Source organism: Pantoea sp. Nvir, assembly GCF_009829915.1.
Taxonomy (GTDB): domain Bacteria; phylum Pseudomonadota; class Gammaproteobacteria; order Enterobacterales; family Enterobacteriaceae; genus Pantoea.
This window is the reverse complement of the sequence record NZ_SZZW01000004.1, coordinates 128,391-150,047: the sequence shown is the minus strand read 5'-3', so window position 1 is coordinate 150,047 and position 21,657 is coordinate 128,391. Positions and strand designations below refer to the sequence as shown.

At 41.5% G+C, this 21,657-nt stretch carries 15 protein-coding genes; 3 read left to right on the top strand and 12 right to left on the bottom strand.

The window, feature by feature from the left end:
- Positions 1–193: 193 nt before the first annotated feature.
- On the bottom strand, positions 194–730 hold the full coding sequence (gene hemG / locus FD729_RS03945) for a menaquinone-dependent protoporphyrinogen IX dehydrogenase (protein WP_159931983.1): 537 nt from the start codon (positions 728–730) through the stop codon (positions 194–196).
- An 811-nt stretch (positions 731–1,541) separates the two neighbouring features.
- On the opposite strand from hemG, the gene proS reads away from it, so the two are divergent.
- From proS to rof, 3 genes are all read left to right on the top strand, one after another.
- Complete coding sequence (gene proS, locus FD729_RS03940) at positions 1,542–3,260, top strand: proline--tRNA ligase (RefSeq protein WP_159931982.1); 1,719 nt, start codon at positions 1,542–1,544, stop codon at positions 3,258–3,260.
- 735 nt (positions 3,261–3,995) lie between these two features.
- Complete coding sequence (locus tag FD729_RS03935) at positions 3,996–4,142, top strand: YaeP family protein (RefSeq protein ID WP_370461871.1); 147 nt, start codon at positions 3,996–3,998, stop codon at positions 4,140–4,142.
- Entirely contained in the window at positions 4,129–4,389 is a 261-nt protein-coding gene (gene rof, locus FD729_RS03930) for a Rho-binding antiterminator (protein WP_159931990.1), read from the top strand. Before FD729_RS03935 ends, rof begins: the two co-directional genes overlap by 14 nt.
- A gap of 1,473 nt (positions 4,390–5,862) precedes the next feature.
- Here rof and tilS read toward each other — a convergent pair.
- The 11 genes from tilS to bamA form a co-directional block, all read right to left on the bottom strand.
- On the bottom strand, positions 5,863–7,161 hold the full coding sequence (gene tilS, locus FD729_RS03925; protein WP_159931981.1) for a tRNA lysidine(34) synthetase TilS: 1,299 nt from the start codon (positions 7,159–7,161) through the stop codon (positions 5,863–5,865).
- A gap of 399 nt (positions 7,162–7,560) precedes the next feature.
- Positions 7,561–9,714 carry a lysine decarboxylase LdcC gene (locus FD729_RS03920; protein WP_159931989.1) on the bottom strand — a complete coding sequence of 718 codons (2,154 nt, stop codon included), beginning with the start codon at positions 9,712–9,714 and terminating at the stop codon, positions 7,561–7,563.
- A 178-nt stretch (positions 9,715–9,892) separates the two neighbouring features.
- On the bottom strand, positions 9,893–10,849 hold the full coding sequence (gene accA, locus FD729_RS03915; protein WP_159931980.1) for an acetyl-CoA carboxylase carboxyl transferase subunit alpha: 957 nt from the start codon (positions 10,847–10,849) through the stop codon (positions 9,893–9,895).
- A gap of 12 nt (positions 10,850–10,861) precedes the next feature.
- Complete coding sequence (gene dnaE / locus FD729_RS03910) at positions 10,862–14,344, bottom strand: DNA polymerase III subunit alpha (RefSeq protein WP_159931979.1); 3,483 nt, start codon at positions 14,342–14,344, stop codon at positions 10,862–10,864.
- Between the two features lie 30 nt (positions 14,345–14,374).
- Entirely contained in the window at positions 14,375–15,004 is a 630-nt protein-coding gene (rnhB, locus tag FD729_RS03905; protein ID WP_159931978.1) for a ribonuclease HII, read from the bottom strand.
- Positions 14,997–16,145: a lipid-A-disaccharide synthase gene (gene lpxB / locus FD729_RS03900; protein WP_159931977.1), complete on the bottom strand. Its 1,149-nt coding sequence runs from the start codon at positions 16,143–16,145 to the stop codon at positions 14,997–14,999. The genes rnhB and lpxB overlap by 8 nt, the downstream gene beginning before the upstream one ends.
- Positions 16,146–16,148: 3 nt before the next feature.
- Positions 16,149–16,937, bottom strand: a complete 789-nt coding sequence (lpxA, locus tag FD729_RS03895) for an acyl-ACP--UDP-N-acetylglucosamine O-acyltransferase (RefSeq protein ID WP_159931976.1) — start codon at positions 16,935–16,937, stop codon at positions 16,149–16,151.
- A 3-nt stretch (positions 16,938–16,940) separates the two neighbouring features.
- Positions 16,941–17,396, bottom strand: coding sequence for a 3-hydroxyacyl-ACP dehydratase FabZ (gene fabZ, locus FD729_RS03890; protein ID WP_159931975.1), 456 nt, complete (start codon positions 17,394–17,396; stop codon positions 16,941–16,943).
- 149 nt (positions 17,397–17,545) lie between these two features.
- Positions 17,546–18,574, bottom strand: coding sequence for a UDP-3-O-(3-hydroxymyristoyl)glucosamine N-acyltransferase (lpxD, locus tag FD729_RS03885; protein ID WP_159931974.1), 1,029 nt, complete (start codon positions 18,572–18,574; stop codon positions 17,546–17,548).
- Positions 18,575–18,577: 3 nt separating this feature from the next.
- Positions 18,578–19,075, bottom strand: a complete 498-nt coding sequence (gene skp, locus FD729_RS03880; RefSeq protein WP_159931973.1) for a molecular chaperone Skp — start codon at positions 19,073–19,075, stop codon at positions 18,578–18,580.
- 111 nt (positions 19,076–19,186) lie between these two features.
- The gene (gene bamA, locus FD729_RS03875; protein ID WP_159931972.1) at positions 19,187–21,619 is read right to left on the bottom strand and encodes an outer membrane protein assembly factor BamA; all 2,433 of its coding nucleotides are present in this window, start codon (positions 21,617–21,619) and stop codon (positions 19,187–19,189) included.
- Positions 21,620–21,657: the final 38 nt, after the last annotated feature.

Sequence of the window (21,657 nt, the reverse complement as noted above, 5' to 3'; positions counted from 1 at the left end):
GCTTTTATTCTTCAGAGTCAATCTCTTTTTTCAGAGATTTTCTCCGGGTTACTTAGCTGCTAAGTCTCCTGAATATCATACTCCGTTAGCTTTCGCGAGTGTCAGTAAAAATGCATTATAGGAAGTTTTTTAGCAGATAAGCACTAACTTCAAAGTAATTTCTCAGTCCTATATTTTCATGATACTTCGCTGTTCACACTAATTTAATGGGTAATTGAACAAATTTTCTGGCGAAATGCTCAACTTGTTGCCAGTCGGTGTACTCCACTTCTTTTGTACTATCTGTTTCTCCACCCATAATGTACATAATTAGCTGAATCATGATACGATCGAACCAACGATATCGCGGGTAACGCAGCGCGCCAGCGAAGGCTTTACAATATTCAGGTTTCCAGGGCGATTGATATAAGAACTTACGTGTATAGATATTGGTTTGCGGAGAATTTTTGTTTAACTTACGAGCAGTTAAGTTCACGCAAAAGAACCCACCCACACGCTGTTGCAGTTCGCATAGATGCATTTTAACGAATTTGGACACCTCCGGATGGAGGTGTCCATAGCGAATTGATGCACCAATCAACACGCGATTGTATTGTTTCCAGTCAATCGATCCGGGATACAAAAGATTTAAGACATCACTTGATTGTTGTTCCTTTATCACACTAGCGACATACGAAGCAATTTTACGCGTTTGCCCATCGTAGCTGCAGAAAAGGATCAATACTTTCATTTTATATCCCATTTTATGTATTTTACTTAAAATTAAAAAGTGACTCTCAGAAAAGAAGTAAGGTAATTCTTACTTTGAAGATTCCAAAAAAATATTCTACTCTAGTAAAACTAATTTTAGTTGTGAGTGAGCTTGCTCAAATACAGTAGGAAACTATTTATTGATATTATCAAATGTTTGATATATAAAAGCATATCATGACAGTACATTTCAGTCACTATATCTAGCACAACTTTTTCGACAACATAAAGAGGGATCACTAACAGATGGATAATGTGCATACATTTTCAAATGTATTTAACGGTTCCTTGTATAAGCCAGTTATTAGATTATTTAAAGAATCTTAAAACTCATCAATTCATCCTAGCTACTACAGTCGTAAAACAACTGTCTAGACACTTTATAATATATAATTATGAGACAATACCAGCGTCGCATTTTAACTAGAGGCACTAGCTCCGGTAACTTTATTACACATAGGTCAAGTTAACTAATCTTTAGTTGAACTTAATCAAAAGTAATGACGCACATCAGGAACTTCTTCTTTCATTTACTGAAAGAAAACGGATGTCATATTTTCCATATTATGGATATACGTACCATTGCTTGAAATTAATACGCTATCCTAAATATTGTCTTCATTATTAATGATGACAATAATAGAAATCTATAAGATAATAAAAAGATTATACATCATATTTTTAGGTGGTTAGCACGGGTATACATAATATGCTTTCGAGTCCATCACGTTACTGTTAAACTTCTTTTAATAATTTTTTTTATTGATTTTGTGTTCAACTAGAATATTAATATGCGTACTACTCAATATCTACTCTCCACTCTGAAGGAAATCCCTTCCAACGCAGAGGTAATTAGCCACCAGTTAATGCTACGCGCCGGTATGATCCGTAAAATAGCTTCTGGTCTCTATATTTGGTTGCCAAATGGTCTACGCGTGCTAAAAAAAATCGAAAATATTATACGAGAGGAAATGAATCACTCTGGTGCTATTGAGATCTCTATGCCGATAGTACAGCCTGCTACTCTATGGCAAGTAAGTGGGCGTTGGGAAAAGTATGGCCAGGAGCTACTACGTATTACCGATCGCCATGAACGTCGATTCGTACTCGGCCCAACGCATGAAGAAGTAATTACCAATTTGATCCGTAATGAACTTAGCTCCTACAAGCAGCTGCCCCTGAATCTTTATCAGATTCAGACTAAATTCCGCGATGAAGTGCGCCCTCGTTTTGGAGTAATGCGTTCCCGTGAGTTTATAATGAAGGATGCGTACTCCTTCCATACTACACAAGAGTCACTGCAGGAAACCTACGAGGCAATGTATCGTGCCTACAGCAATATTTTTAGCCGTATGGGCCTCAATTTTCGTGCAGTTCAGGCAGATACCGGTTCTATAGGCGGCAAATTGTCGCACGAATTTCAAGTGTTAGCGCAGAGCGGTGAAGATGATGTAATCTTCTCTACAGAATCTCTATATGCCGCTAATATTGAAATAGCCGAAGCGATCCCACCAGCTGGCGGTCGTCCTAAGCCGACACAGAAATTAACACAAATCGATACACCGAACACCAAAACCATTACTGATCTAATTGAACAGTTTCAATTGCCGATTGAAAAAACCGTTAAAACAATAATAGTCAAAGCTAGTGACCAGAGTATGCATACACTGGTTGCACTACTGGTACGTGGCGATCACGAATTAAACGAAATCAAGGCTGCAAAAATCGGGATTGTTGCATCGCCGCTGACATTCGCTACTGAAGATGAAATTCGCACAGCGGTGGGTGCTAGTCCGGGTTCGCTTGGTCCGATTGGTCTAACTATACCGATTATTGCTGATCACAGTGTCGACAATATGAGTGACTTCAGTGCTGGTGCAAACATAGATGGCAAACACTACATTGGGATTAATTGGAAACGTGATCTACCTCAAGCGGTTGTGGCCGATATCCGTAATGTAGTAGAAGGTGACCCAAGCCCAGACGGTAGAGGAACATTACGGATAAAACGTGGTATCGAGGTGGGCCACATCTTTCAACTTGGCACTAAATACTCTAAAACGATGAAAGCTGCTGTTCAAAGCGAAGATGGCTGCAACAAAGTTATGACAATGGGGTGTTACGGTATCGGTATAACCCGTCTAGTGGCAGCGGCGATTGAACAGAACTACGATGATCGCGGTATTATTTGGCCAGTAGCGTTAGCTCCATTCGAAGTCGCTATCTTGCCGATAAATATGCATAAATCTTTTCGCGTTAGGGCGTTGGCAGAAGAACTTTATAATACCCTGCGTGATAAAGGCGTTGATATCATTCTTGATGATCGTGAAGAACGTTCGGGAGTGATGTTCGCTGACATGGATTTGATTGGTGTACCACACATCATCGTGCTCAGTGAGCGTAACCTACGAAACGAAAATGTAGAGTACAAAAAGCGTCGCACCGGTGAAAAAGAAATGATACCGCAGAAAGAAATTGTGAACTTTCTGTTAAACAACCTCAAGCAATAAATTCTCCTTCTTCACTATTTTCGAAGTATTTTCTACTTGAATTTAGTCGAGCTGCGTGATGTTTTAACTTTTAGTGCATTCTCCCTCCTTCGCTAAGTACTTCGGAGCTAGTGCGCTCTAGAGTTTTCTCTACTGAATCATCTCTTCAATTAATTTCATCGACTGTTCTGAATTGCCGTCTTGCCTTAACTACAGAATTTCAGTGTTTGCCTCTTGATGCAGTACTTCTGCGTTTTAACAGTTATACTATGCTTTCCGACATAATCAGCAGTTTGATACCTCAGTTTTAACAAAATCCACTTGTAAGTAATGTAGCAAAGACAAGAAGATATTAAATCGTATAGAGGATGAGGTACTGATTTTATTAGTACATGCTGCTCATTAGCATAGACTAACTATGTGCAGATAGTTATCAATATTCAGATTATTTTTTTATCTTTTTTATCAAAAAGGCAATACGAAATTTAACTATCTATAAAGCATAAATTTGTATTACTTATTCTTAACATATTTATTTAATTAACTTTGCGTATTATTAATAATATGGCGTCGATAGCGATTTTATTCATTTCGCTTCCCCCTGACATGATAGTGCTTTGCAATAACTAAAATTCAAGAAATTCCTGTGATGCAGTCCCTCAACAACTAGAGTATTTATACTCTGCTGAAGAGATGAATGTGTAAAATATTGTGATTTATTCAGCAATGATATGCTGAAATTGGCAAGGAGGATACATTAAGATATGTGTCAGACGTGACAGGTACATCCTAAAAGAATGCGATAATATTGCAGTAAATTCTGCGCTAAACTCTTCTGTCAGGGAGCAGGCATACTGTGGTGCTACAAACTTATTGGTGAGCGACTATGTTGAGGAACAATGAAGACTATAGACATATTAATTGTGATGACTACGACAACCTGGAACTCGCCTGTGCAAAACACTGGACGCTTGAGCTAACCCTAAAAAACGGGGAAGCGCTAAAAGCGAAAGCAACCGACATGATTTTACGTAAAAACGTTGAGTACCTGACTATCGATCTCTCTGGTGAAACACGCGAGTTACGTCTTGATCACATCGCTAGCTTCAGCCATCCTGAGCTAGGCACTGTTTTTGTTAGTGAAGAGTGACCTTTTAACGGGCAGGATACTCCTGCCCGTTTTCCCTAAAAAATAACAATGATTTTTTTAAAATTAAAATCAATCGTTAATCAACAATGGAAAATCATCTTTATTAAATTATTTTTAGTAAATTTTTACGAAAAATTAATAAATAAAGAAAAAATCAAGTAAAATCTTGTTCTTCACAAGAAGAATTAATTTTCTTAAATAACTGTCTTTTTTCTTTAAAGAAAGAGATCAGAAATGCTATCTTCATTAGTGTAGCTAAATATCTAGTAATCTAGATTCAGGTAATTAAGAAGAGTAAAAATATTTTTTAAATTTTAATAATTTTACTGTTAAAAGATGTCCTGCCTTTACAAGGAGGAGCAGCAAAGCTATTTTATTACATATTTAAATTTTACCTTCTCTAAAAGATTTTACCTTCTCTAAAAGAAAAGCAGGTAAGAAGATACTATTTAATTATAGTGCATATATTAGAATTCTGATTCCATTAGAAATAAATTCTATCAATAATTTTAAGAATTATTGATAATCCCGATTATCTAGCGCGATAATTTAAACTTAAACATAGATATGGCATAGAATATTAAATGATTGATAACTGATAAAACTATAATCATTATTAATATGACGATTCTCTTAGATACTGGGATAGATGAGCTAAAGGTCGCGGTTGTCTATAAAGATAGTAATGGCATAATAGATAGAAAAGTTACTTGCCTGTAGTTTTAATCAACTTAGAACCACTGCCATACAGCAATATACTAATATTAGTATTGTGAACATGTGTATACAATTTAATCCCGTATATTTGACTGATGTATCATTATTCTTCATCATCAATCTGTTACTAACATTATGTTCAATACAAGATTTTCTTTATAAAAAATTAGGAATAATATTACATTATTAGACTATATTTATATCTATTGGATGATAGAAAATCATTATAATGAACATACTTTCAAAACCAAATAATATTATTTACTAGTAAATATAAGAAAATTTTCGCTTTTAGATATTTTGATATATATTAATTTTATTATTAAATTACCTAAACAAATAAGTCCTCTGCAGAATCATGTTTTAAAAATTAAAAAACGGAATAAGGTATTATTAGCTCAGTAATTATCTTAAACCTGGAAAATATAAAGAAATAATTAAGTACAGACAATAAGTTTGTTTATCTAGAACTACACCAAGATAATAAATCCATAAACTATGGATACTATTTTGTAGATATGCCTAACAAATTCGCTAATAAGTCAGCACTATAAAAATATTCTTTATTTAAAAGAATAGTAAAATAGAAATACTGTAGTTACATTGAGCTAAATGTAACAAAAAAGGTCATTTTTGGTTTTTCCACAGAAGAACCACTTCCGTACCATAGTAGCAGTAATTCTGTTAACATTAATATTAATATAGAACAATATTAAATTATTTTATGTAATATTAATATTACTATCTAAAGTAATCTTATTTTTGCCAGATGACCTGCCAACCATTTTCATCAACGGCAGCACCCTGCCGAGTAATGAATAGGCCTGGTGCGCAAATAAGTGTTTGATTATAGAAGATCAGAGGAATACGTTCACGCTCCCAAGGAGGCACCGCAAGTTCCTGCCACAATTTCTTGAGCTTACGGCCACCAGCCCGACCTAATATATGAAAGTAGCCTTGTGCGTAAAAACGTATGCTAATTTGCTCATTAGGCTCAGGCTGCCGTAATTCAGAACACGTATTTTTTGCATGTAATACACCAAGCCCCTGAGGTAATTGTAATAAATCATCATAACAATCCCATAAAAGTTGCTGGTCGCGTAAAGAGGCGTGTACTGGTATCCAGTAAAGCATTCCACGATAGCGCCGTGCTTCTGCATGACCAAAGCGCAAGCGTGGCTGTGCCTCATCACAGCTTAGCATCACCTCACGGCGCAGACAAGTTAGCGCCGCGCGTGATGGCATAGGCGCATTTTGTTGAGCAATCCAGCGCCTCAATAGCGCATTAGCACGTGCTTCACTCATTTGTAAAAGTGGTGTAAAATTGAGACTACCGTTAGCATTCGTTAACTCAGCCAATTGCTCCGCAAGAAGCTCGTTCAGTAACTGCTCCTGCTCACCGCAAAGTTCCGCACTGCGCGAGCATGCCCTAGCGAAGTGCGGCCATCGTTCCATTAATTTAGGAAGCAAATGTTGGCGCAAAAAACTTCGATCATACCGGATTTCCTGATTGCTTTCATCTTCGATCCAACGAAGATGGTGTTGCCGCGCGTAAAATTCGAGTTGTTTGCGTGAATGGCTAAGCAGAGGACGCAGTAGTTGGTAGCCACCACGTACTAAACGAACCGGCATCGCCGCTAGGCCGGTAACGCCACTTCCACGTTTTAGCGCCAGAATCAAAGTTTCGCACTGATCATCAAGATGTTGCGCCGTCAGCAGTATTTCATACGGCTGCATTGCCGCTGTTAGCGCCCGATAACGTACGTTACGCGCTGCTCCCTCAATACCCTCCTTTCTGTGTGAATCAACGACTACGTGCAACACCTCGCAGCATAACTGCCACTCTTTACAAAGAGCAAGGCAATATGCTGCCCAACTATCGGCGTTAGGACTTAATCCATGGTGAACATGCAGCGCCCGTAAGCACGTTTGTGGATGCATCTGCCGCCAACGAACAAGCTGATGTAGTAAAACCGTAGAATCGAGACCGCCACTTAATGCAACAACCAGAGCGGCATCAGTGGGTAATAGAGAGGTAAGATGAGATAAAGACATAAGACATGCTTCAGCATTAGGAACGTCGTATAGGACCTATTATGAGCTATTTTACACCCAATACCACTTAAGTAACAAAGAATCCTCTCTAAAAAGAACTGCATTGCTTTTCTTTTTCACTAATCAATACGGAACAGCACGTACAAGGTACACCTTTCTGTATAGCACCACGCGATTAATTCCTATTTGATTAAACATTAAATATCAGGGGCTATAGGTTCTTTAGAATATCTTATATACTCTGCTCTGCTAAAGGCGATAATCTATAAAAGATAGATTGAGTTTACTGACTTTAAGCCTTTCATGAATCACTTATCCATCTGTATTTTCTCTAATTACGACTAATGCCTTAGCTATGCAACCTTGCAATAAGCTGTGTGTTCTAAAGTCACTACTTTTTCAACTAGAATATGTTGTTTTTAATACTCGTACAAGATAGTCACCCCTTTCCGTGAGCATTGCGCCTTGAATATTAGTTTCGAATCCTGGATAGCAGCGTCCAACGGTACAGAGCATTAGAAGAAAATCAAGCACTGTACGGCTCTCTTCAGTGATCATCTCACCTGGCATCACTAGTGGCACACCAGGCGGATAAGGTAGGATCATGTTGGCCGAAACGCGCCCAATCAATTGTCTAAGATCCACTGTTTCTATCTTGCCTTGTACTTGATTCTGTAACGCTTGGTGCGGCGTCATCTTCATCTCCGGCAATACCTCGAACGCTTTCAGCATAAGGTGTGATAAATCATACTTGCGGATTAGCTGGTGGATTCCATGCGCCAGTGTCTGGACATGCATATTATAATAGAAGTTAGGATATTTACTATAAAGATTCGGAAACATATTTTTCACATAAAGATTAAGATCGTAAGCACGCTTAAATTCCGTCAGGCAAAACACCAAACTCATTGCCTGGGTATCACCGATACCGATACTAAAAAGAAATAAGAGGTTATAAAACCCTATTTTTTCTATCACAATTCCGCGCTCTTCGAGAAATTTTGCTACTAGCGCAGCAGGAATGCCCTCTTCATCCATTTCGCCGAGATAGTGCATACCCGGTGTTAAAATAGTGACCTTAATAGGATCAAGATACATATGATTAGCATCCGCCTGAGTAAAGCCATGCCAATTCTCGCATCCTGGCTGAATCGGCCAGCATTCAGCTTTGGCTACATATTCAGGTTGCCAGATATCAAAAAACCAACCATCAGATGCTTCTCGTAATCTCTTGATTTCTTGACGAAAGTGCAGTGCATGTTCTATCGAGTGGTTGATCAACTGTTTACCTGGATTACCATGCAGCATAGCGGCAGCTATTTCAATTGACGACACAATTGCGTAATTAGGTGAAGTAGTAGTATGCATCATATAAATTTCGTTAAAGGTGTGCTCGTCGTAATCTCCTTTAATATGGATCAGTGAAGCTTGTGAGAAAGCAGCCAGTAGTTTGTGCGTTGACTGGGTTTCATAGATCACCTTACCGGGTGTACGCTCGCCACTCATTCCACTTTTCCCAGTATAAATTACATGGAAATTGGTATAGGGCACCCAAGCAGCGTCGAAATGGATTGAAGAGACATCTAAAGTTTGCTTGATGTACTGAGTGTTATATAATAGGCCATCATAAGTCGAATTAGTAATAACCGCATGGACTGGCCAACTAGCTCGTGCAGTGCTAATTACTTTTTTCTTGATATTTACGCGAGAAAATTCTCGTTTAGGTATGCCCCCTAGAATACCTAATGCATTGCGAGTTGGCTTCAGCCAGATCGGTATAATATCACTTATCATGAGTAAATGGGCTAGCGATTTATGACAATTGCGATCGATTAAAACCGTGCTACCAGCTGGTACGGCATACATGCCGATTATTTTATTTGAGGTCGACGTACCGTTGGTCACTATATAGCTCTGTTCTGCTCCAAAAGTTCTGGCGATGTACTTTTCAGCTTCCAAATGCGGTCCAGTATGATCGAGCAATGAACCGAGTTCCTTCACAGAAATTGAAATATCAGCCTTTAATGTGTTGGCACCGAAAAAATCATAGAAAAGACTCCCGACAGGGCTTTTCTTAAAGGCGGCGCCGCCCATATGACCTGGAGTAGAAAAAGTATATTTATCCTCTTTCACATACCTAAAAAGAGCTTTTGTAAGTGGCGGGGTTATATGATCGATGTAGTCATCAGTATACTTGCGGATATGCAAAGCAACATCCTCAGCCGAGTTCAGCTCATATTCGAAAAAATGCAATGTCATGTGCATGTCATTGACGCTCGCATTCAACTTCGAATAGGTTTTAATAAAGGCATAGAGAGGTAGGTACTCGTTAAGATGACTAATATCGGCGCAGAGTTTCAAGCTGTTATGCGTATCCCAATTAAAAATAACGCCACAAATACGTGGGTTATGTTCTATCAATTTTAGCAGATCTCCAATATTTTTTGGATAGATAAACTGAAAATCCTGCAAAGATAGCATCTTATGTAGATCATACTTCGGTTCTTCTTTATGCCAGATGTCGTATAATCTCATATTCGCGAGAATATTCAATTGCGCACCTCTCCTCTTTTTCATGTGCATTGACAACCCTATCTAAGGATAGGACAAGGATAGGATCATGCTATGATTGATATAGGAATTCTTTCTCGCTCTGTAAAAGAAAAATCAAGTGGACCAGATATCTTCGTTCCTTTGTTCATAATCCATTCAATATGCAATCAGATTACTATCAGGAGTACCCGTAGCTCATCAGACGTTTATAACGACGATTCAGTAGCTCTTCATTATTCAGCATGTCAAGCTCAGCAAGATCTATCAACAATTGCTTTTTCAATGATAGAGCCATATTCACCGGCTGGCGATGAGCACCACCCAGCGGTTCTGGGATAATAGAGTCGATCAGCTTCAGTTCTTTTAAACGATCAGCCGTAATTCCCATTGCTTCCGCCGCCAACGGTGCTTTATCCACGCTTTTCCACAGAATTGAGGCGCATCCTTCTGGAGATATGACCGAGTAAGTGCTATATTGCAGCATGTTCACTTTATCTCCGACGCCAATTGCTAGCGCACCGCCTGAACCACCTTCTCCGATCACTGTACAAATAACCGGAATTTTCAAACCTGACATCTCGCGTAAGTTGCGAGCAATCGCCTCCGACTGGCCACGTTCTTCTGCGCCTAGGCCAGGATACGCACCCGGCGTATCAATAAAAGTGATCAGCGGCATTTTAAAACGCTCAGCCATCAGCATCAAGCGTAGCGCTTTACGATAGCCTTCAGGGGCTGGCATACCAAAATTACGACGAATTTTCTCTTTTATTTCACGACCTTTTTGATGACCAATAACCATCATAGGGCGTCCATCTAAACGGGCAATACCACCAATAATCGCTTTATCATCAGCATAAGCTCGATCACCAGCCAGCTCGTCAAAATCACAAAAAACGTTACCAATATAATCCAGCGTATAAGGACGCAGCGGATGACGTGCTAGTTGTGCAATCTGCCATGCACCTAAATCGGCAAAGATTTTACGTGTTAATTCTACGCTTTTTCCGCGTAGACGCTGCACCTCTTCATCTAGATTAATTTTTTCATCATCATGATGGCCAATTGAGGTAAGTGAATCTATTTTTGCTTCAAGTTCAGCAATTGGCCGTTCAAAATCTAGGTAATTAAGGCTCATAATGTTCCTATTTCAGTCAAACTCTAATTTAACCTGCTCCAACCCTATCAACGAACGCAACTCTTTGAGTAAACAATCGTTAGGTGAAACCCGCCACGCTGCACCAAAGCATATCTTTACTTGTGCATCAACTTTTTGATAATAAAGATTCACAGGAATTGTCCCTGAGCGATGGTGCTCTAGATATTGACGGAGCTGGTTTAATAGTTGGTCATCAATTTGCCTGTCGGTCAGCGATATAGCAAGTCCACGCGCGTATTTTTCGCGTGCTTCATTAATGTCCATAATTTTGAGAGCTGTCATTTTAAGGCAGCTACTAAAGTCATCGAAATTGACCTGTCCGCTCACGATTAGAATACGATCTTTTTCTAAAAACTTTCTGTATTTTTCTAATACATCAGTAAATAATATCACTTCTAGCCGACCGGAACGGTCGTCTAAAGTACAGATACCAATTTGGCTTCCGCGCTTGGTGGCCATCACGCGCGCAGCGACTACTAGACCGGCAGCAACGGTAATTTCACCACGCTCTGTAGGATGAATATCCTTCAAACGCCTACCGTTCACATATCGCTCAATCTCTTTTAAATACTGATTAATAGGATGGCCAGTAAGGTAAAGGCCAAGAGTTTCACGTTCGCCATCAAGCTGTACCTGTTCCGTCCATGGCAATGCGCTAGCATAGGATTTCTCTACCTGTTCTGGCTCTTTAGTCAGTACACCAAACATATCGGCCTGGCCTATTAACTCTGCCTTAAAGTGCTGCTCTGCTGCTTTAAGAGCGTCACCAAGCGAACTCATCAGTGCCGCACGGTGCGGACCAAGACGATCAAAGGCGCCAGACATTATTAGCTTTTCCATCACACGGCGGTTGATCTTTTTAGTATCAGTACGCGCACAAAGATCGAATAACTCACGAAAGTAGCCGTTCTGGTTACGTGCCTGAATAATCGCCTCGATTGGTCCTTCACCGACACCTTTAATTGCTCCGATGCCATAAACAATCTCGCCGTTGTCGTTGACGTGGAACTGATAGAGTCCGGAGTTAATGTCAGGCGGTAGCACTTTCAGCCCCATACGCCAGCATTCATCCACCAGCCCCACCACCTTCTCAGTATTATCCATATCAGCGGTCATCACTGCTGCCATAAATTCAGCAGGATAGTGCGCTTTTAACCACAGTGTCTGGTAGGAAATTAGAGCATATGCAGCAGAATGCGATTTATTGAATCCATAGCCAGCAAACTTCTCAACTAAATCGAAGATTTTCATTGACAGTTCACCATCAATGCCCATCTTTTCTGCGCCCTTTTTAAACACTGAGCGTTGCTTCGCCATCTCTTCTGGTTTTTTCTTGCCCATAGCGCGCCGTAGTATGTCAGCGCCACCTAGCGTATATCCAGAAAGTACCTGGGCAATTTGCATTACCTGTTCTTGGTAAAGGATAATGCCGTAAGTAGGTTCAAGCACTATCTTCAAGCGTTCATGCTGCCACTGAATATCAGGATAGGAGATAACTTCACGACCGTGCTTACGGTCTATAAAGTTATCTACCATACCTGACTGTAGAGGACCAGGTCGGAATAGTGCTACCAAAGCGATCATATCTTCAAAGCAGTCAGGTTTCAGGCGTTTAATCAAATCTTTCATTCCGCGCGATTCAAGCTGAAATACTGCCGTAGTTTCTGCACGCTGCAGCATATCAAAACTTTTTTTATCATCTAGTGGAATGGCAGAGATGGCGATCGGAGGAAGACTCTGTTTCTCCCGACATAGATTGATCATCTTCAGTGCCCAATCAATGATACTGAGAGTACGCAAGCCTAAGAAATCAAACTTTACTAGTCCGACATCTTCTACATCATTCTTATCAAACTGTGTTACCGGATGATTACCATGCTCATCGCAGTAGAGAGGCGCGAAGTCAGTGATTTTAGTTGGGGCAATCACTACGCCACCTGCATGTTTACTGGCATTGCGCGTTACACCTTCCAGTTTATGTGCCATATCTATCAGCACTTTGACTTCTTCGTCCTTCTCGTACATTGCTAGTAGTTGTGGTTCGACAGTAAAAGCTTTTTTCAATGTCATGCCAGGATCATGCGGAATTAGCTTAGAGATACGATCAACAAAACCGTAGGAATGGTTTAGTACGCGGCCAACGTCGCGGATAACTGCCTTAGCTGCCATAGTCCCGAAGGTAATGATCTGCGCAACTGCTTCACGTCCATAAATTTCAGCAACATGGTCAATTACTTGATCGCGGTTCTCCATGCAGAAATCGATATCGAAATCAGGCATGGAAATGCGTTCCGGGTTAAGAAACCGTTCGAACAGTAGATCAAATGCCAGCGGATCAATATCAGTAATTTTCAGTGCGTAAGCGACTAATGAACCTGCACCAGATCCTCGTCCCGGCCCAACAGGAATGCCGTTATCTTTTGACCACTGTATAAATTCCATTACAATTAGGAAGTAACCTGGGAACCCCATCTGATTAATAACATTAAGTTCCTCTTCCAAACGTTTGTTATATTCTGGACGCTTCTGCGTACGTAATGTCAAATTAGAAAAAAGAAACTGAAGACGTTCTTCCAAGCCTTCGCGTGATTTCATTACTAAAAACTTTTCAACAGTCATGTGGCCAGTCGGGAACCGTGGCAGAAAGTACTGGCCAAGAGGTACTGTAACGTTACAACGCTTAGTAAGCTCTACGCTATTTTCCAGTGCTTCAGGGATATCCGAGAAAAGCTCACACATTTCCTCTTCGCTGCGCATATATTGCTGAGGACTGTAGTTTTGAGAACGTTTGGGATCGTCTAGTGTACATCCATCATGGATGGCCACCCGTATTTCATGTGCGTCAAAATCATCTTCATTAAGGAAGCAAACTTCGTTCGTAGCGACTACCGGCACTCCTTCAGTAACAGCTAACTCCACCGCAGCATGTAAGTAGGTTTCCTCGTTTACGCGACCAGTACGAGTTAATTCAAGGTAATAGCGATCATGAAAATGCTCTTGATAAAAACTTAAGCACTGAGCGACCAATGTACTATTTCCGCGTAGCAGGCTGCGTCCTACGTCGCCGCGACGTCCCCCAGAAAGCAGAATGAACCCTTCACCTAGTTCAGCTAGCCAGTTCCGATCAATAACCGGTCCAGCAATACCATACCCACGCTGGTAGGCACGCGAAATTAATAGAATCAGATTTTGATAGCCAATATTATTAGCCGCCAGTACCGTCAGTTGCGTTAGCTCATCGCTTATCAAATCGCTGGCAACGTTAAAGTCTGCGCCAATAATCGGTTTTATCCCAGCACTATGCGCACTACCATAAAAACGTATCAGACCGCATAGATTAGTAAAGTCCGTAAGAGCAATAGCCGGCATACCTAATGCAGACGCCTTTTTGACCAGAGGCCCAATTTTAGCCAGACCATCGACCATAGAGTAATCACTGTGGACACGCAGATGTATAAAACGGGGTTGGACCATGTTAGTTTCCAGGTAAAAAACAGCAGTGAATTACTGAAGCGTAGCTGGCTGACTAGCTGGCAATCCGTCGATTTTAGTGATAGCGTTATGCACCGGTGCAAAGCTGCGACGATGCCACGAAGTAGCGCCGTGTTGCATTAGTTTCTTTACATGTAGTGCGGTTGGATAGCCTTTGTGCTGCGCGAAGCAATACTCAGGAAAAAGCAGATCCAGCTCTGCCATTTCACGGTCTCTAGTTACTTTAGCTATAATCGATGCTGCGCTGATTTCAGCGACTAAGCTATCACCTTTTACCACTGCCTGCGACGGCATTGGTAGAGTGGGACAGCAACTGCCATCCACCAGTACGAAATCAGGTGTCAATGCTAAATTTGCTACCGCCCGTTGCATTGCTAACATAGTAGCACGCAGGATATTAAGGTTATCGATCTCTTCCGAGTCTGCCCGACCGATACTCCATAAAATAGCTTTATCTTTAATTTCTTTGAATAAAGATAGGCGCCGTTTTTCCGATAGTTTTTTCGAATCAGCCAGATTTTTGATTACATTAGAAGGATCGAGGATTACTGCCGATGTGATGACTGGGCCCACTAGGGCACCACGCCCTACCTCGTCAACACCAGCAATCAAGCAGCCATTAGGATAAAAAAAATTAGCCATTAGCAATCTCCAGTACGGCATCTGCCGCTTGCTCATCGGCATTACAACGAATCTGCTGATGCAATTCGCTGAAAACATTGAATAGTTCATCACGTGTCGGGCCATCATGCAATATTAGCTCCAGCGCCGCTGCCAATGCATGTGGCTCACAATCTTCCTGCAATAGCTCTTTTACTAGCTCTCGTCCTGCCAGTAAATTGGGGAGGGATATGTAAGGTGTTTTTACTAATCGTTTAGCGAGCCAGAAGGTAAAGGGCTTCATACGATAACCTACTACCATAGGACATTTTGCTAACATACACTCCAACGTAGCTGTACCCGCTGCTAAAATCGCAGCGTCACTTATAATAAGCGCCTCGCGACCTTTACCATCTAGCAGATGTATAGGAAGTTCAGGGGCGATTTTTTCTTTGATGTGTTTAAATTGTGCACGTCGTTTTTCATTGACAAGTGGTACTATAATCTCCAGGGACGGCCAACGAACACGTAGCAGCAGCGCCGTTTTTAAAAAGACTGGGCTAAGCAATTCTACTTCGGTATGACGACTGCCGGGCAACAGCGCAAGGCAAAGCGCCTGGTCGGAAATTCCTAGCTTGAAGCGCGTGGCCTGTTTATCAGGTTGTAACGGTATTGCATCGGCCATAGTGTGCCCTATAAAGCGGCAGGGTACATGAAAGCGATCATAGAAAGCTTTTTCAAACGGTAAAAAGGTGAGCACTAAATGAGTATTACGTCCAATTTTAAAGACACGCTTTTTGCGCCATGCCCAGATAGAGGGGCTAACATAGTGAATAGTGCGGATACCATTACGCTTTAGCCTCCCCTCCAAAATAATATTAAAGTCTGGCGCATCAATACCGACGAAAACATCTGGCCTGAGTTCAGTGAACCGCTGCGTCAGATCACAGCCGATTTTCACCAGGCGCGGTAATCGGCCTAGCACTTCTAATATACCTATAACTGATAGTTCTTCTATCTCATACCAAGTTTCGCAACCTTCTGCCTGCATACTCGGCCCAGAGACGCCAACAAATCTAGCGTCAGGATGACGGGTTTTTAATGCACGAATCAGTCCGGCACCAAGAATGTCACCGGAAGTTTCTCCAGCTACTATCGCTACAGTAAGAGGACGCACTGACATAAATTAACGAATTAGCCCGCGCGTAGAACGCGCAAAAAAGTCGTAGAATGGCTGCACTGAGCTATGTTTTTTCGCCAGTACTTTGATTTCCTGCTTTGCTTCCTCTAACATTTTATTACTGCGATAAAGTACCTTATAGGCATTGCGAATCGCATATAATGCTTCTTTGCTAAAGCCACACCGTTTTAGCCCTTCTATGTTGATACCAAAAGGTGTCGCGTGGTTGCCCTGAGCGATAATGTACGGTGGCACATCCTGCACTACCCCCGAACAACCGCCGATCATCACATGCGCACCTATAGTACACCACTGATGCACTGCTGTCATGCCACCTATAATTGCAAAGTCGTCTACGGTAACGTGACCTCCCAATGTAGCGTTATTGGCGCAGATGCAGCGGTTCCCAATCACACAGTCGTGCGCAATATGCACATTAACCATTAGTAAGTTATCGCTGCCAACTGTCGTAATACCACCGCCCTGCACGGTCCCTCGATGAATAGTTACACTTTCACGAATGCGGTTGCGATCGCCTACTTCAATGCGCGTTGATTCTCCAGAATATTTAAGATCTTGATTCACCTCACCAAGAGAAGCGAACTGATAAATCTGGTTATATTTCCCGATTCTCGAATGGCCGTTGATGACTACATGAGATTTTAGGACTGTACCTTCACCAATTTCTACATGTGCGCCAATAAAACAGAATGGACCAATTTGAACATTAGGACCAATAACCGCCCCATCTTCGATAATGGCACTAGGATGAATAGTAGCAATGGAATTAATCACACATTATGCCTCCCGGCTACGGGCACACATCATGATCGCTTCACAGACAATTCTTCCGTCAACGGTAGCTATGCCTTTAAAGCGCGTTAAACCTCGTCGGGTTTTCTCGAAAGTTACTTCCATGATCATTTGATCGCCCGGCACTACCGGGCGTTTGAAACGGGCTGCGTTGATACCAGCAAAATAATAAGTTTCGCCTATCTTCAATTTCCCAACGCTTTTAAATGCCAGGATACCTGTAGCTTGCGCCATCGCTTCGAGGATAAGAACGCCAGGAAAAATCGGTTTACCAGGGAAATGCCCCTGGAAAAACGGTTCGTTTACAGAGACGTTCTTTACTGCGCGAAGATATTTATGTTCTTCAAATTCCAGCACACGATCGACCAGCAAAAAAGGATAGCGGTGAGGCAGAAGCTCTAAAATTTCTTCAATTTTCAGAGCATGAGTTTCAGTAGTCAAAATACTCTTCCTATCCTAAAAATACGATGACATCAATAATACGGCCTGCATAGTATCAATACGATCCTCTGCAGGCCGAAATCTGTTCGATGGCGCCTAACTTCCTACTTAGAAATTTTTATTAGAGAGAAGTCACACATATATGAAATTTATTCGTCTTTGCTACTAATTTTTCGCTCTATGGCCTTTAAGCGCTTGCTCATATCATCAATGTGCATCACCAACGCTGCAGTTTTACGCCAAGTTTTGTTAGGTTGAAGCGGAATACCCGATGAGTATACTCCAGGCTCTGTGATAGGCCGCATAACCATACCCATGCCGGTAACAGTCACCTTATCACAAATTTCCATGTGACCGTTAATGACGCTAGCGCCACCAATAATACAGTATCGACCAATCTTCAAACTACCCGCCATAATTACACCACCTGCAACTGCAGTATTATCGCCAATGGCCACATTATGTGCAATTTGACACTGGTTATCTATGATAACACCATTGCCGATTAGAGTGTTATCCAACGCACCTCTATCAATGGTAGTACAGGATCCAATTTCTACGTGATCACCTATAATTACAGCGCCAAGCTGAGGGATTTTCACCCACTTACCATTATCGTTAGCATAGCCGAATCCGTCCGCACCAATCACCGTACCTGACTGAATCAAACAATTCCGACCAATTTCAATTTCATGGTAGATCGTGACATTGGCCCAGAGACGGCTGTTATTGCCGATTCGAGTTTTTTTACCGACAAAGCAGCCTGCACCAATCATTACGTTATCACCCAGTACAACATCAGATTCGATCACTGCATTGGCACCAATAGAGACATGCTGTCCCAGCACTGTACTAGGATGGATCACTGCACTGGGCGCAATGTTCTGCGCAGGCTGCGGTGTCGTATCCAACAACTGAGCCATGCGTGCATAGGTTAGATAAGGATTTTTCACCACTAGTACAGCTGTATGACACCACTTCATATCTGCTTCCGTCAATACCACAGCTGATGCCCGACACTGTAAAAGCTGCTCGCGGTAGCGACTGTTACTAAGAAACGTGATTTGGCCGGTTTGGGCAGATTGCATAGAAGCAATACTAGAGATGGCAATCTCACCATCTCCGTATAATTCTGCATCAAACTGTTGTGCCAAATCAGCCAATCGCATTAATGACATCAATTATTTAACCTGTTTCAATACATCAGCGGTAATATCTTTCGAATTAGATGCGTAAGCTACAGCAGTAGCGTCGATTACTACCTCATAACCCTGTTTTCTCGCTACTTTCCTTACGGCGTCCTGAATACGATTCATTATCTTATTACGTTCTTCTATTTGACGACGCCTGTTATCTTCTTCAAAAGCCTGAGCTTTAGAGGAAAAGGCTTCGCGCTGAGATATAATGTCTTTTTCCATACGACTACGCTCGTTGGCCTTTATAGCTGAATGATTGTGCTGCAGACGCCGCATTTTGGTTTGTAGATCTCGTTCCTGGATCTGTAGTTCAGTCGCACGTCCTTTGAATTCGTTTTCTAATTGTTTAGCAACAGTTGCACGTTGCGGTAACTGTTGAAAAATACTGGACATGTTGACTACTGCAATTTTGTCAGCAGCCTGAGTACCTGTAGAAACTGCTAAAGCAAGACTAAGGCATGAAGCACATAACAACTTTTTCATTATAAACTCCTTACCATCAATGTTTGTATCAACGACACAGTATTTACTAGAGAACACCATCATCTGCAGTTCGGTAAGAACATTTCAGATTGTGCTGCTGTGCTTGAAACCTTACCAAGTTTTGCCTATATAAAATTGAAACTGTTCTGATTTATCCCCTTCTGCTCTCTTGATTGGCTGTGCATAGGAGAAGATTAGCGGTCCCATTGGAGATATCCACTGTAGCGCAACACCAATCGAAACGCGTATATTGTTTGGATTGCTATAATCTGGGATACCAGCTGCAGAGGTTGCAATCGTATTTTGCCATTTGGTATCCCAAACAGTCCCGGCATCCACGAACAGCGAAGTACGCACTGAATGTGAATATTTATCGCTCAGGAACGGTGGAAAAGTAAGCAGTTCTAGGCTGGCAACCGCTACGGCATCTCCTCCTACCGCATCGCTTGACTTACATAAGAAGAGATCCTTATTGTTCTGAAAACATTTCGACAACGCAGTGTAATAATAAGCTGCTTTCGGACCGATAGTGTTGGATCGGAAGCCGCGTACTGTGCTGGTTCCACCTGCGTAAAAGTTCTCATAAAAAGGCATCTGTTTGCCACCTAGACCATCGCCATAACCAATTCGACCACGACCTAGCAGTACCCAAGAATGATCTTTTGTAAGCGATATATACTGATGGGTATCCAGCATTGCTCTATAGAAACTATTATCTGATCCTGGAATCGTGATTTTACTGCTTAGGTTAACCCAGTGACCCATATTAGGGAAGAAGGGGCGATCCAAGGTGCTATACGTCCACCCGTAGTTAAAGGTGGCATCATTTGTAAAGAATTTCCTTTCTTCTTTAAATTTCTCATTATTGTTAACGGATTCGAAGTAGCGGCGCATCGCCACCTGCGGCTTCATATTAGAGAGGCCATTATGCACGTAGCCTAACCCTAAACGCAGAGTATTATTTTCATTAATTGGAAAGCCTAACGTGCTATCCATTCCGTAACTCTCGTTAGAATAGTCGGATAGTTGCGCTTCATTTGCTTTAAATTTATTATAGAAAACGCGATTTCCAAAACTAACGCCGTGCACCGTCACGTATGGATCAGTTTCTGATAGCTCAACATAGGTCTGATAGTTGTTTCTGACGCCGGTGAGGCTTACCTTGTTGCCAGTACCTAACCAGTTATCCTGAGCTAAACCGATCTGAAAAGTGAGACCGCTTCCAGTACCATATCCCATGCCGAATTTAAGGTTGCCAGTATTGCGTTCTGTTACCTTGTAAATCACGTCAACTTGGTTGGACAATCCTGGCACTCGTTGGATGTCAACATCCACATTGTCAAAATAGCTGGTACGGTAAAGTCGGTTTTTACCTTTTTCTACTAAGTCGCTGCCCAGCCATGCACCTTCCATCTGACGCATCTCGCGACGCAGTACCGTGTCTTTCGAAATGTTATTCCCTTTAAAGCGCACTTTATGCACATAGTAGCGGTTGCCGGCATCTATGCTGATATGCAGATTTACAGTTTTCTTACTTATACTAACTTGCGGCCGTGTTATCACGCTTGGATAAATGTAACCATAGCGCCCCAGCAATTTCTTGATAGACTCTTCTATTTGACTTACTTTACTAGCGTTATAGAGTTTGCCCAATGGAATTTTTGTTAAACGCTTAATTTCTGCCAAGTGACCTGCCGTATTGCCATCGATAACAACTCCAGAAATTTTGTACTGTTCTCCCTCGAAAATACCTAGTGTAACATAGAGGCTTTTTTTATTAGGCTCTAAAGTAACCTGCGCCGAAGTGATGCTGAAACGAGCATAACCGCGATCAAGGTAGAAACTACGTAAGCGTTCAAGATCACCCACCAGTTTCTGCTTCTGATAATGACGATCACTTATCATATTCCACCATGGAACTTCATCACGTAACTGAAAGCGGGTGCGCAGTATTTGTGAACTAAAAGTTTCGTTACCAACAAAATTTATTTGCTGAATTTTGGCAGAAATACCTTCTGTAAATATCAGATTTAGCGCTACACGATTGCGCGGTAACGGTCTAACCTTCACTCTTACTTTAGTGGAATATTTACCCACGCTATAGTAGAAATCTTCAAGTCCTTTCTCAATTGAAGATAGCATGGTACGGTCGAGCACTTCGCCCACACGTACGCCGAAAACCTCAAGATTCTTCTTGAGGTTTTCTTTTTTTACTCCTCTATTGCCGGTAAATCTAATGCTGGCAATAGTAGGGCGTTCTTTAACTTGAACAATAAGCGTGTCATTATCGCGTAAGACTTGAACATCATCAAAGTTTCCGGTGGAAAATAACGAGAAAACAGTATCTTTAATATCCTCATTATTCACTTCATCACCAATCCTTACCGGCATGCTCAGCAGAATTGAGCCTATACTAACTCGCTGTAATCCTTTGAAATGAATATCTTTTATCACGAAATCATCTATTATGGAATCATCTGTACCATAAACAGTGGTGCTGCTAAAAAAAAGCAGCAAGGATATACACAACTTTTTTATCGCCATCGTCTATTACGCATTTTCCTAGCATATCCTGCGCCTGT

Coding starts and splice junctions, on each gene's coding strand:
- tilS (WP_159931981.1), bottom strand. CDS start 7,161: ATGTCTTTATCTCATCTTACCTCTCTATTACCCACTGATGCCGCTCTG.
- bamA (WP_159931972.1), bottom strand. CDS start 21,619: ATGGCGATAAAAAAGTTGTGTATATCCTTGCTGCTTTTTTTTAGCAGC.
- rnhB (WP_159931978.1), bottom strand. CDS start 15,004: ATGGCTAATTTTTTTTATCCTAATGGCTGCTTGATTGCTGGTGTTGAC.
- proS (WP_159931982.1), top strand. CDS start 1,542: ATGCGTACTACTCAATATCTACTCTCCACTCTGAAGGAAATCCCTTCC.
- lpxB (WP_159931977.1), bottom strand. CDS start 16,145: ATGTCAGTGCGTCCTCTTACTGTAGCGATAGTAGCTGGAGAAACTTCC.
- accA (WP_159931980.1), bottom strand. CDS start 10,849: ATGAGCCTTAATTACCTAGATTTTGAACGGCCAATTGCTGAACTTGAA.
- skp (WP_159931973.1), bottom strand. CDS start 19,075: ATGAAAAAGTTGTTATGTGCTTCATGCCTTAGTCTTGCTTTAGCAGTT.
- dnaE (WP_159931979.1), bottom strand. CDS start 14,344: ATGGTCCAACCCCGTTTTATACATCTGCGTGTCCACAGTGATTACTCT.
- hemG (WP_159931983.1), bottom strand. CDS start 730: ATGAAAGTATTGATCCTTTTCTGCAGCTACGATGGGCAAACGCGTAAA.
- lpxD (WP_159931974.1), bottom strand. CDS start 18,574: ATGTCATTAATGCGATTGGCTGATTTGGCACAACAGTTTGATGCAGAA.